This window comes from Streptomyces tanashiensis (assembly GCF_014648895.1).
In the GTDB taxonomy this organism is placed as follows: domain Bacteria; phylum Actinomycetota; class Actinomycetes; order Streptomycetales; family Streptomycetaceae; genus Streptomyces; species Streptomyces tanashiensis.
On the sequence record NZ_BMRZ01000013.1, the window covers coordinates 90,232 to 102,069 of the forward strand.

Below are 11,838 nucleotides of genomic sequence, written 5' to 3' on the forward strand. Positions count from 1 at the left end.
TCCCCCGCGACGTGAGCTGAATCGCAACCGGGGCGCACCCACCCCGTTTCATACGAGGTTCCGACCGGGCCGCCGGTAAGGTGGCCCGGTTGTCATATCTGGACTGTCATTTCGTGACGAGCGTCGAACCCGGAGATCGTGACTACTACCGCCACCTCCTCCCATCACCTTTCTCCCGCCTTCCCAGGACGGGCCCCGTGGGGTACCGCCGGCAAGCTGCGCGCCTGGCAGCAGGGCGCGATGGAGAAGTACATCCAGGAGCAGCCCCGTGACTTCCTCGCGGTCGCCACGCCCGGCGCCGGCAAGACCACCTTCGCCCTGACCCTCGCCTCATGGCTGCTGCACCACCACGTCGTGCAGCAGATCACCGTGGTCGCCCCCACCGAGCACCTCAAGAAGCAGTGGGCGGCCGCGGCGGCACGGATAGGGATCAAGCTGGACCCCGACTACAGCGCGGGCCCGCTCAGCAAGGAGTACGACGGCGTCGCCATCACGTACGCCGGCGTCGGCGTACGGCCCATGCTCCACCGCAACCGATCCGAACAGCGCAAGACCCTCGTCATCCTCGACGAGATCCACCACGCAGGAGACTCCAAGTCCTGGGGCGAGGCCTGCCTGGAGGCCTTCGAGCCCGCCACCCGGCGCCTCGCCCTCACCGGCACGCCCTTCCGGTCGGACACCAACCCGATCCCCTTCGTCACGTACGAGGAGGGCAACGACGGCATCCGCCGGTCGTCGGCCGACTACACCTACGGCTACGGCAACGCCCTCGGCGACGGCGTCGTCCGGCCGGTCATCTTCCTCTCCTACAGCGGCAACATGCGCTGGCGCACCAAGGCCGGCGACGAGATCGCCGCCCGCCTCGGCGAGCCGATGACCAAGGACGCGATCTCGCAGGCCTGGCGCACCGCCCTCGACGCCAAGGGCGACTGGATGCCGAACGTCCTGCGCGCCGCCGACCAGCGGCTCACCGAGGTCCGGAAGTCCATCCCCGACGCCGGCGGCCTCGTCATCGCCTCCGACCAGGACTCGGCCCGCTCGTACGCCAAGCTGATCCGCGAGATCACCGGCACCAAGGCCACCGTCGTCCTCTCCGACGACACCGGCGCCTCGAACCGCATCGACGAGTTCAGCGAGAACACCGACCGCTGGATGGTCGCCGTCCGCATGGTGTCCGAGGGCGTCGACGTCCCCCGCCTCTCGGTCGGCGTGTACGCGACGACGATCTCGACCCCCCTCTTCTTCGCCCAGGCCGTCGGCCGTTTCGTGCGATCCCGCAGGCGCGGCGAGACCGCGTCCGTGTTCCTTCCCACGATCCCCAGCCTCCTCGGTTTCGCCAACGAGATGGAGGTCGAGCGCGACCACGTCCTCGACCGGCCCAAGAAGGCGGGCGAGGACGAGGACCCGTACGCCGAGTCCGAGAAGGAGATGGCCGAGGCCGAGCGCCAGCAGGACGAGGACACCGGCGAGCAGGACATGCTGCCCTTCGAGGCGCTGGAGTCCGACGCCGTCTTCGACCGCGTGCTGTACAACAGCGCCGAGTTCGGCATGCAGGCCCACCCCGGCAGCGCCGAGGAGCAGGACTACCTCGGCATCCCGGGCCTCCTCGAACCCGACCAGGTCCAGCTGCTCCTCCAGAAGCGCCAGGCCCGGCAGATCGCGCACAGCCGCAAGAAGCCGGACACCGAGGCCGACCTGCTGGAGCTTCCCGCGGAGCGCCGCCCCGTCGTTTCCCACAAGGAGCTCCTCGAGCTGAGGAAACAGCTCAACACGATGGTCGGTGCGTACGTTCACCAGAGCGGCAAGCCGCACGGCGTCATCCACACCGAGCTGCGCCGGGTCTGCGGTGGGCCGCCGAGCGCCGAGGCGACGGCGGGACAGATCCGCGAGCGGATCAAGAAGGTCCAGGAGTGGGCCACCCGCATGCGGTGAGCCCCCCCGCACATGACGTGATCGAGGCCCGTACGCCGGCGTGCGTACGGGCCTCGGGCATCCCGTGGGGACGGGACCGGGCACGGAGACCGGCCCCCACGGTCGGCCTCCGGCCGTCCCCACGCTACGGGCACGACATAGCCGATCTTGTCCGCCAAAGTCCCTCGTCAGACCGACGAAGGTCCCGAACCGTCTCTATACGGTCGGTGGCGCCCGGATTCTGGACGAGGTCTTCCGCTGAGCGGAGCGCGCCGCTACTGTCCCGGCTCACAAGCATTCGCCCCGTGGCAGCGCCGCCGCGGAGCGCAGCCGGTGTACCCCTTCCTGCCGGCGGCCTCTGACGTGCGTCGCCGCGGGACCGGCGCCGCAACTCCGTGAGAGCCGCCGCCACTCACTCCGAAGGAGAGGGCGTCGTGACCGCGGAGACCTCCCAGACGCTCGACCGGGGACTCAGAGTCCTCAAACTGCTCGCCGACACCGATCACGGTCTGACGGTCACCGAGTTGTCCAACAAACTCGGTGTCAACCGGACGGTGGTCTACCGGCTCCTCGCCACGCTCGAGCAGCACGCCCTCGTCCGCCGCGACCTCGGCGGACGCGCCCGCGTCGGCCTCGGTGTGCTCCGGCTCGGCCGGCAGGTCCACCCGCTCGTACGGGAGGCCGCGCTGCCCGCGCTCCGCTCGCTCGCCGAGGACATAGGGGCGACCGCCCACCTGACCCTCGTCGACGGGGCGGAGGCGCTCGCGGTCGCGGTCGTCGAACCGACCTGGACCGACTACCACGTCGCCTACCGGGCCGGCTTCCGGCACCCGCTCGACCGGGGCGCTGCCGGCCGGGCGATCCTCGCCGCCCGCCAGGGCGGACTGACCGAACCCGGCTTCACCCTCACCCACGGCGAACTGGAGGCCGGCGCCAGCGGCGCGGCCGCACCGCTGGTCGGCGTCACCGGCGTCGAGGGCAGCGTCGGCGTCGTCATGCTCGCGGACGCGGTGCCGGAGCGGGTGGGGCCGCGGGTGGTGGACGCGGCGCGAGAGGTCGCCGACGCGCTGCGCTAGGGCGCGGTGCGCTGAGGCGCGCGGCGGAACCCGACCCTTGGGCCCCCGCGGCCCGCGCCTTGGCGGGGCGGCGCCCCGCGCCTCGTGTGTGCCCGCGCCCTGGCGGGCGGTGCGACCGCGTTCCGTCCCCCGGCCCGCACCACACGTGCGCCGTCACCAGGGGTGCGGGTCCAGGCTCAGCAGCCTCTGGCGCCGGCAAGGGCGCCGTCCCGTTGTGCCCACCCGTTCCGCCCCCGCGGAACGCCTGCCCACAACGGGCGTGGGGCAACGCCCCTTGCGGAACGCCTGCCCGCAACGTCACTCCCCGGGGAGCAGCTGGGCCAGGGGCGTCACCGCGTGGTGGACCGAGCGGCCCGTGCGGGTCGTCGTCAGCAGCCCCGCCGCCCGCAGCGCCTGCGCGTGCGCCGAGGCCGTCGCGTTGCTGACGCCGAGGAGACGGGCCAGTTCCGTCGTCGTGCGGGGGGTCGTCAGGGACCGGAGGAGCTCCGCCCGGGTCCGGCCCAGGACCCCCGCGAGGGCGTCCTCGCCGGGCGCGGCCGGCGGCCCCGGCGGCAGCCCCCCGCCCGCCGGGTACGCCAGGACCACCGGCCGGTCCGGGAGGTCCTGGACCAGCGGGCCGCCCCGCCAGTGGAAGGTCGGGAGGAGGACCAGGCCCCGCCCGGAGAGGTGCACGTCGCGCGGGGCCCCGGGCCACTCCCAGGTGCCGTCGCGGAGCTCCGGCGCGAGGGCCGTCAGGGCCGCGCCGAGCCCCCGCTCGGCGACCGTCAGCGCGTGCCGGGTGAACTCGGCCCGGTGCAGGTCCTGGACCAGCGGCCACACCGGGGCGAGCACCGTCTCGTACGCCGCCCGCTGGGCCCGCTCCAGCACCCGCCAGGCCTCCGGGCTCCCGGCGTGCAGGGCCCGGATCCACGGCGGTGCGGGCGCCCGCCCCGCCGCGTACACCCGCTCCAGCTCGGACCGTACGCACTCCGGCCGGGCCGCCCGGATCAGCGCGAGGCCCTCCTGCCGCGTCTCGCCGAGGACGTCGAGGAAGGACGGGGCCGCCCCGCCCGGCACCAGGTCGGCGAGCGGCTCGGCCGCGCCCGGCAGGGCGCGCAGCAGCCTGCCCCGCCAGCGTCCGAAGAGCAGCTCCTCGTGCGGGGCGCCCAGCATCATGAGGGCCGCGTGCAGCTCGGGCACGGGGGACGGCCGGGGCGCGAACCGCACCCGTGTGAAGTCCTCCGCCGTGAAGTGGATGCGCAGCAACCGTGCCCCCTCCGAACGCAATCCTTTCGGGCAGGGGCTGAACCTTCGCCCGCCTCCCCGCCCCGGCCAAGGATGCCGTGCATGAGCACCCATCCCGTACCCAGCCGCCGTACCGTCGCCAAGGGCGCCCTGCTCGGCGCCGCCGCCGTCCTGTTCGGCACCTCCGCCGCGCGGGCGGCGGAAGGACCGGCCGCCCTCCGGCTGCCCGCGCCCACCGGCCCCCACCCCGTCGGCCTCCGTACCTTCGCCCTCACGGACACCTCCCGCGTCGATCCCTGGGAGCCCGGTGTCCGGCAGGTGATGATCAGCGTCCTGTACCCGGCCCGTACCGTCCGCGGCTTCCGGCGCGCCCCGCAGCTCACCCCCGCCGAGGCCAGGGAGTTCGCCGGCCTGGCGCCCCTGGTGCGTCCCGGCCTGCCGGCCGCCGGTGTCGACTGGGGCGCGGTCCTCACGCACGGCCACGTGGACGCGCCCCCGCTTCCGGGGCGCCGCCCGGTGCTGCTGTACACGCCGGGCGGCGGCGATTCCCGCACCCTCGGGACGACCCTCGCCGAGGACCTCGCGAGCCACGGCCGGATCGTGGTCCTCGTCGATCACCCCGGCGACGCGAGCCAGGTCGAGCTGCCCGGTGGGTTGCGGTGGACCGTCCTCACCGGGCCCCCGGACCCGGCGACGTTCCGCACCATGATCGACACCCGGGTCGCGGACCTCCGCTTCGTCCTCGACCGGCTCGGCGGCCTGCCCCTCGCGCCCGTCATGGACCTGCGCCGGATCGGGGTGTACGGGCACTCGGCGGGCGGCACCGCAGCCGTCCACGCGCTGGCCGGCGACGGGCGGATCGCCGCCGGCGTCAACCTGGAGGGTCATCTCGATCTCGACCCGGACCTGGTGGCGGGCCTCGACCGGCCCCTGCTGATGTTCCGCACGGACGGTTTCGAGGAGTCCTCCCGCATCGAACGCTCGTGGGCGGGGGTCCGTGCCCGCCGTGTCCTGCTGCCCCGCGCCAACCACTGGATCTTCAGCGACTACGCGTACCTCGTCCCGCAGCTCCAGGCCGCCGGACTGGTCACCGCCGGGGCCAGGGCGGCGCTCGTCGGGCCCGGGGACCCGGCGGCGGCGACGGCCGTCGTACGGCGCGGGGTGCGGTCCTTCTTCGACCGGCGGCTGCCGGCCGCGCCCGCCGGCACGGGTGCCCCGGACTCGCCCCGGCGCGTGTCCCAGTAGCCTGGGGGCGTGCTCTCCAGCCTCTCCCGCCTCTCCCGCCCTCGCGCCCTCGCGCTCTGCGCCCTGCCCGTCGCCGCGCTCTTCGCCGTCGTCGGGCTCGCGCCGCTGCCGTACGCGATCGCGCAGCCCGGCACGACCGCCGACGTGCTCGGCGAGGACAAGGGGCAGGAGGTCATCACCATCACCGGCGCCCCGGTCCGGCCCACCGAGGGGCAGCTGCGGATGACGACGATCCTCGCGACCGGACCGTCCACGGACGTGGACCTCGGGGACGTGGCCGACGCCTGGTTCCGGACCGACCGGGCCGTCCTGCCGCACGACTCCGTCTATCCCTCGGGCAAGTCCGACGCCGAGATCGAGAAGCACAACCTCGGGCAGATGAAGGCGTCGCAGGACGCGGCCACCCTCGCCGCGCTCGGGTACCTGAAGAAGGATCCCGAGAAGGTGAAGGTGACCCTGAACCTTGCCGACGTCGGCGGGCCCAGCGCCGGGCTGCTGTTCTCCCTCGGCATCGTCGACAAGCTCGACGGCGACGGGAACGGCGGCGACCTCACCGGCGGCCGGACCGTCGCCGGTACGGGCACGATCCAGCCGGACGGCACGGTCGGCGCGGTCGGCGGGGTCTCCCTCAAGACGCAGGCCGCCGCCCGCGACGGGGCCACCGTCTTCCTCGTACCGAAGGACGAGTGCGCGGACGCCCTGGCCGAGCAGCCGAAGGGTCTGCGCCTCGTGCCCGTCACCGCGCTCAGCGACGCGGTGGCGTCCCTGCGGGCCCTGGAACAGGGGCAGGAGTCGAAGGTCCCGTCCTGCTGACGTCCTCGCCGGGTGCCTCGCCGGGCGCGTGGCGAGAGGTGCCGCCGGGCGCCGTGTCCATGCCCCGCCAGGCCGGGAAGACCATCGGCGAGAGAGTCGCGAGGAAGTAGAGCGTCCCGATCCCGAGCAGCGTCGCCGTCAGTCCGGCCCGCTCGACCAGGAGACCGGCCGCCAGACCGCCCAGCGGGGTCGTCAGCAGCACGCCGGCCGTACTCGCGCCCATGACCCGGCTGCGCAGCGCGTCGGGCACCTGCTCGTACATGACCGTGGTCAGGATCGGGTTCAGGACCCCGGCGCCGAAGCCGGCCGCCGCGACCGTCACGAGCAGCGGCGCGACGGTGTCGGTGAAGGCGGCCACCAGGTACGGCGGGGCGCCGCAGAGCAGGAAGCCCACCGTGAACACGGCCCGGCGCGGGAAGCGCTCCCCGACGGCCCCGTAGAGCAGGGCACCGGCCAGGGCGCACCCGGCGAAGACCGAGACGAGCAGGCCCTGCGCGGCGGGACCGCCGAGGTCCTCCCGGGCGTGGACCGGCAGCAGCACCGAACTCCAGCTCTGGTTCAGGCCGTTGGTGACCATCACCATCACGGTGATGGCGAGCAGCAGCCGGGCGCGGAACAGGAAGGCGTACCCCTCGCGCAGATCGGCGCGGTAGCGGGCGGGGGAGAGGCGGGGCCCGTCGCGCAGCGGCTCCGCCGACGGCACCCCGCGCAGGCCGGCCGTGACGAGCAGCGCGGAGGCGGCGAAGGTGGCCGCGTCGAGGTACAGGACCGTGCCGGGGCCCATGAAGGCGACGAGCAGTCCGGCGATCGCGGCTCCCGTCATCCGGGCCCCGCGCGCCACCGCGTCGTACAGGCTCGCGGCCCGGGTGAGCGAGGTCCCGGCGCGTCCGGCCAGGTCGGGGACGAGCACGTGGCGGGCCATCTCGCCGGGCGCGTGGAACAGGCCCGTGACCGCCATCAGCGCGCACAGCATCCAGAAGCGGAGTGCGCCCGTCTGGTGCAGGAGCGGGATCGCGGCGAGGGCGAGCCCGCAGATCAGGTCGGAGGCGATGCTGACCCGGCGGCGCCCGAGGCGGTCGATGACCGGGCCGCCGGCGATCGCGGCGAGGACGACGGGGACGGCCGCGCAGAAGGCGACGAGTCCGGCCTTGCCGGGGCTTCCCGTGGTCTCGAGCGCGAACCACGGGACGCCGATGAGCGTGAGCGAATTGCCGGTGACGGATATGGCGTTGGCGGTCAGGACGGTCCCCAGGGGGACCCGGTCGTGCGGTGGCGTCCTCACTTCGTCTCCCCCCGGAACGGTCATGCGGCCAGAACGGCCGGGCTGTCGGCGGGGGCGACCATGCGCAGGCCCAGTTCGACGAGCCGCCAGCCCAGTCGTGCGCGGAGGGCGGGGACGGGGGCGGCGGCGGGCGGCCGGACGGCGGCGGCCTCGTGCCGGAGCTCCTCGGCGGTCAGTGCGTGCAGCTGGAGGTGGATGTCGGCATGCATGATGCGGGTTCCTTCCGTCAGTCGTGCTGCGGGAACGCGTGCAGGTGCATCCGTACGCGGGCGGCGCCCGGCGCGTCGGGGTCGGAGGTGTCGGCGTACTCGTTGATCAGGGCGTGGATCTTCTGGTTGAGCTCGCGCAGCCGCTCGGGCGGGACGTTCAGCCTGAAGTCGCTGAAGTCCGAGGCGCCGTACCACTCCTCGCCCCAGGTGTGGCGGGTGGCGACCCAGGTCGAGAGCTCCTGGGTGTGGATGGTCGCGATCTCGTGCATGACGACGTCGAGGGCGCCCTGGACCTCGGGGTCGGGGTTCCTGTGGAGCGTCTCGTCGAAGATCGTCCCCCGGTGGACCGGCTTCCACCACCGCTCCCGGCCCTTGCCGCGCGTCGGGTCGTCCACGATGAAGCCGTGGGCGGCGAGCTGGCGCAGGTGGTAGCTGGTGGCGCCGCTGGACTCGCCGAGCCGCTCGGCGAGCTGGGAGGCGGTGGCGGGTCCGTAGCGGCGGAGGACGCGCAGCAGTTGGATGCGCAGCGGGTGGGCGATCGCGCGCAGGGAGCGCGGGTCGAGCGTGCGGCTCAGGGGCTCGTCGGGCTGCGTCCCGGGCTGCTCGTGGGGCTGCTCGTGGGGCTCCGGGGACTGCTCTTCGGACTCGGGCATGACCTCACCGTAGAGTTGCAAAGAAGTAGTTGCAAGGGTTTCTTTGCAACTACTTCTTTGCAGAGCTCTCTTTGCGTCCCGGCCGCGCCCCCCGGCCGCGCCTCCCGGCCGCGCCTCCCGGGCTACTCCTGCGCCGCCTGCTCCACCAGCGGGATGATCCGCAGCGGCACCGGGTTCTCCATCACGATCGCCGTGGACGCCCGCACGATCCCCTCGAAGGCCACCACCTTGTCGATCACCCGCTGGAGGTCCGCGTTCGAGCGGGCCACGAGCCGGCAGAGCATGTCGCCGTGGCCCGTCGTCGTGTGCAGTTCCAGGACCTCGGGCACCGTCGCCAGATGCCCCCGCACGTCCGCGCCCTGCCCCTGCTTGATCTCCAGTGTCGCGAAGGCCGTCACCGGATAGCCGAGCGCCGCCGGATCCACCTGGGGCCCGAATCCGCTGATCACCCCGCTCGCCTGGAGCCGGTCGAGCCGTGCCTGGACCGTGCCCCGCGCCACCCCCAGGCGCCGGGAGGCCTCCAGGACGCCGATGCGCGGCTCGCGCGCGAGGAGCGTGATGAGCCGTCCGTCCAGATGATCGATCGCCACAGCGGTCTCCCCATGGTCAGGATGTACAAGTCGCACGGCCATACTCGCCCGTCGCTGTGCAACATGACCAGCGGATCAGCGAACTCTTGCGCACCTTGCAGAACGGCGGGACATTGCTGCCATGACTGAGACCATCGATCACACCCCCTCCACCGCGCGGCAGGCCGATCCCTTCCCCGTGAAGGGAATGGACGCGGTCGTCTTCGCCGTCGGCAACGCCAAGCAGGCCGCGCACTACTACTCCACGGCCTTCGGCATGAAGCTGGTCGCCTACTCCGGACCGGAGAACGGCAGCCGCGAGACCGCCAGCTACGTCCTCACCAACGGCGCGGCCCGCTTCGTGTTCACCTCCGTCATCAAGGTCGCGACCGACTGGGGCCGCTTCCTCGCCGAGCACGTCGCCGAGCACGGCGACGGCGTCGTCGACCTGGCGATCGAGGTGCCGGACGCGCGCGCCGCGTACGCCTACGCCGTCGAGCACGGCGCCACCGGCATCACCGAGCCGTACGAGCTGAAGGACGAGCACGGCACCGTCGTCCTCGCCGCCATCGCCACGTACGGCAAGACCCGCCACACCCTCGTCGAGCGCTCCGGCTACGACGGCCCGTACCTGCCGGGCTTCGTCTCCGCGAACCCGATCGTCGAGCCGCCGGCCAAGCGCACCTTCCAGGCCATCGACCACTGCGTCGGCAACGTCGAGCTCGGCAGGATGAACGACTGGGTCGCCTTCTACAACAAGGTCATGGGCTTCACGAACATGAAGGAGTTCGTGGGCGACGACATCGCGACCGAGTACTCGGCGCTCATGTCGAAGGTCGTCGCGGACGGCACCCTCAAGGTGAAGTTCCCGATCAACGAGCCGGCGATCGCGAAGAAGAAGTCGCAGATCGACGAGTACCTGGAGTTCTACGGCGGCGCCGGCGTCCAGCACATCGCCCTCGCCACCAACGACATCGTCGCCACCGTGCGCGCGATGCGGGCCGCGGGTGTCTCCTTCCTCGACACCCCCGACTCGTACTACGACACCCTCGGTGAGTGGGCCGGCGAGACCCGCGTGCCCGTCGAGACCCTGCGCGAGCTGAAGATCCTCGTCGACCGCGACGAGGACGGCTACCTGCTGCAGATCTTCACCAAGCCGGTCCAGGACCGCCCGACCGTCTTCTTCGAGATGATCGAGCGTCACGGCTCCATGGGCTTCGGCAAGGGCAACTTCAAGGCCCTGTTCGAGGCCATCGAGCGCGAGCAGGAGAAGCGCGGCAACCTCTAGTCGCCCTGCGAGAGGGGTCCCGGGACGCCCCGGGACCCCTCTCGCACGTCCAAGCCCCGGGGTGGTGCTCCGGCTCACGCGGGGGGTGGGCCGGGGCGCCTACCCCGGCCTCGTGCCCGACGCCGCCGGGACCGCCGGCTTCCCGGCCGGCTCCGGGCGGAGCTCCGGCGGGAGTTCGTCCGGCAGTTCGCCCAGGGCCGCCAGAGCCGCCTCGGCCCTCCGGGCGTGCAGGGGCGAGAACTCGGGGTTGATCCGCAGGGCCTCCGCCAGGTGCCGGCGGGCCGGGCCGGTCTGTTCCAGGGCCCGCTCGATCTCGCCCCGGTGGTACATGAAGGGCGCGCTCCGCAGGCCCTCCTCGGTGGCCAGCTTCGCGTACCCCAGCGCCTCCTTCGACGCGCCCGAGCGGTGCAGCGCCCACCCCAGCGCGTCCGCCACCCGCACCGAGCGGTGGCCCCGCGCCCACTCCGCCCGCATCCGGACGGCCGCCGCCGCCGGGTCGCCGTGGTCCGCGTCGAGCAGCCCCAGGGTCGCCTCCGCCCCCGGCCGGCCGGCCGTCCGCAGCCGCTCGTAGAGCGCACGGGCGTCGCCCTCCAGGCCCAGCGACTCGTACAGCTCGCCCGCCTCCAGGAAGTACTCCGGCAGCGGGAGCCGGGCCAGGGCCGCCCGCCACTCGCGCGCCGCCTCCTCCGTGCGGCCGAGGGCCGTCAGCGTCCGCGCCCGCCCGGCGAGCGAGGGCCCGTGGTCCCGTACGAGCCGCAGCGCCGCCCCGTACCGCGCGAAGGCCTCGTCCGGCTCGCCCCGCTCCCACGCCAGGTCCCCGAGCCGCGCCAGCGAGGCCGCCCGGTCCGTGTCCGACTGCGCGAGCGCCACCGCGTCGAGGGCGGCCGCGTCGGCGTCCTCCCGCCAGCCCCGGTCGCGGTACGACTGCGCGGCCCTGCCCCGCACCACCGCGCCCGCGTGGAGCTCCTCCAGGCTCTCCATCGCCTTCTGGGCCGCCTTGTAGTTCCCGAGGCCGTTGTACGCGTCGATCAGGACGGGGTACGCGGGCCAACGGCGCGGGTCGGCCTTCCGCACCCGCTCGCCCCACTCCTTGGCCGTCTTCCAGTCGCCCCGCGCCCCCGCGAGCGCCCCGAGGGCCAGCTGCGCCTCCAGATTGCCGCGCGCGGCGGGCTTTTCGGCGAGCGAGCGGTGCAGCGCCCGCTCGGCCCGCGGATAGTCCCGTACGTCCCCGAGCCTGCTGCCCCGCTCCGTGTACGCCGCGCCCAGCTCGGCCCAGGAGGCCTCGTCGTCCGGATGGGCCCGCAGCCACTTCTCCCGGTCGGTGATCAGCGCGGCCAGGTCCGGGAGCGCGGCCTGCGCGCCCGCGTGGGCCGCGATCACGGCCCGTTCCGCCGGACCGGGCGGGGGAGTCGGGCCCTGGCCGGCGAGCTCCGGGAGGTACAGCAGGGCCGTCGCCGCGAGCACCGCGCCCACCCCGGCCGCCAGGACCGTCCTCGACACGTTCTCGGTCTTCATGGCGCTCACTGTGCGCCCGCATCCGCCTGTACGAAGAGCACACGAAGCGCTCG

11 protein-coding genes are annotated in these 11,838 nt (G+C 73.6%); 5 read left to right on the top strand and 6 right to left on the bottom strand.

Going from position 1 to position 11,838, the window contains the following annotated elements; translation table 11 throughout:
• Positions 1 to 138 precede the first annotated feature (138 nt).
• Both IE237_RS29845 and IE237_RS29850 read left to right on the top strand, forming a co-directional pair.
• A complete protein-coding gene (locus tag IE237_RS29845; RefSeq protein ID WP_189805238.1) occupies positions 139 to 1,932 on the top strand; it encodes a DEAD/DEAH box helicase in 1,794 nt (597 codons plus the stop codon).
• Between the two features lie 413 nt (positions 1,933 to 2,345).
• Positions 2,346 to 2,987: an IclR family transcriptional regulator gene (locus IE237_RS29850; protein WP_041129456.1), complete on the top strand. Its 642-nt coding sequence runs from the start codon at positions 2,346 to 2,348 to the stop codon at positions 2,985 to 2,987.
• 297 nt (positions 2,988 to 3,284) lie between these two features.
• Here the strand turns inward: IE237_RS29850 and IE237_RS29855 are convergent, their stop codons facing one another.
• Positions 3,285 to 4,232, bottom strand: a complete 948-nt coding sequence (locus IE237_RS29855; RefSeq protein ID WP_189805239.1) for an ArsR/SmtB family transcription factor — start codon at positions 4,230 to 4,232, stop codon at positions 3,285 to 3,287.
• 81 nt (positions 4,233 to 4,313) lie between these two features.
• On the opposite strand from IE237_RS29855, the gene IE237_RS29860 reads away from it, so the two are divergent.
• Together IE237_RS29860 and IE237_RS29865 are read left to right on the top strand one after the other, a co-directional pair.
• Complete coding sequence (locus IE237_RS29860; protein ID WP_189805240.1) at positions 4,314 to 5,456, top strand: alpha/beta hydrolase family protein; 1,143 nt, start codon at positions 4,314 to 4,316, stop codon at positions 5,454 to 5,456.
• Between the two features lie 9 nt (positions 5,457 to 5,465).
• The gene (locus IE237_RS29865) at positions 5,466 to 6,269 is read left to right on the top strand and encodes a S16 family serine protease (RefSeq protein WP_189805241.1); all 804 of its coding nucleotides are present in this window, start codon (positions 5,466 to 5,468) and stop codon (positions 6,267 to 6,269) included.
• Here IE237_RS29865 and IE237_RS29870 read toward each other — a convergent pair.
• The 4 genes from IE237_RS29870 to IE237_RS29885 form a co-directional block, all read right to left on the bottom strand.
• Complete coding sequence (locus IE237_RS29870) at positions 6,202 to 7,575, bottom strand: MFS transporter (RefSeq protein ID WP_189805242.1); 1,374 nt, start codon at positions 7,573 to 7,575, stop codon at positions 6,202 to 6,204. The two genes, IE237_RS29865 and IE237_RS29870, sit on opposite strands and share 68 nt — an antisense overlap.
• A complete protein-coding gene (locus IE237_RS29875; RefSeq protein WP_189805243.1) occupies positions 7,572 to 7,760 on the bottom strand; it encodes a hypothetical protein in 189 nt (62 codons plus the stop codon). The genes IE237_RS29870 and IE237_RS29875 overlap by 4 nt, the downstream gene beginning before the upstream one ends.
• Positions 7,761 to 7,777: 17 nt before the next feature.
• The gene (locus tag IE237_RS29880; protein WP_189805244.1) at positions 7,778 to 8,413 is read right to left on the bottom strand and encodes an ArsR/SmtB family transcription factor; all 636 of its coding nucleotides are present in this window, start codon (positions 8,411 to 8,413) and stop codon (positions 7,778 to 7,780) included.
• A 122-nt stretch (positions 8,414 to 8,535) separates the two neighbouring features.
• Positions 8,536 to 9,003 carry an Lrp/AsnC family transcriptional regulator gene (locus IE237_RS29885; protein WP_189805245.1) on the bottom strand — a complete coding sequence of 156 codons (468 nt, stop codon included), beginning with the start codon at positions 9,001 to 9,003 and terminating at the stop codon, positions 8,536 to 8,538.
• 121 nt (positions 9,004 to 9,124) lie between these two features.
• On the opposite strand from IE237_RS29885, the gene hppD reads away from it, so the two are divergent.
• Positions 9,125 to 10,270: a 4-hydroxyphenylpyruvate dioxygenase gene (gene hppD / locus IE237_RS29890; protein ID WP_189805246.1), complete on the top strand. Its 1,146-nt coding sequence runs from the start codon at positions 9,125 to 9,127 to the stop codon at positions 10,268 to 10,270.
• Positions 10,271 to 10,369: 99 nt separating this feature from the next.
• Here hppD and IE237_RS41405 read toward each other — a convergent pair whose 3' ends face one another.
• On the bottom strand, positions 10,370 to 11,785 hold the full coding sequence (locus IE237_RS41405) for a tetratricopeptide repeat protein (RefSeq protein ID WP_268253751.1): 1,416 nt from the start codon (positions 11,783 to 11,785) through the stop codon (positions 10,370 to 10,372).
• Positions 11,786 to 11,838 lie beyond the last annotated feature (53 nt).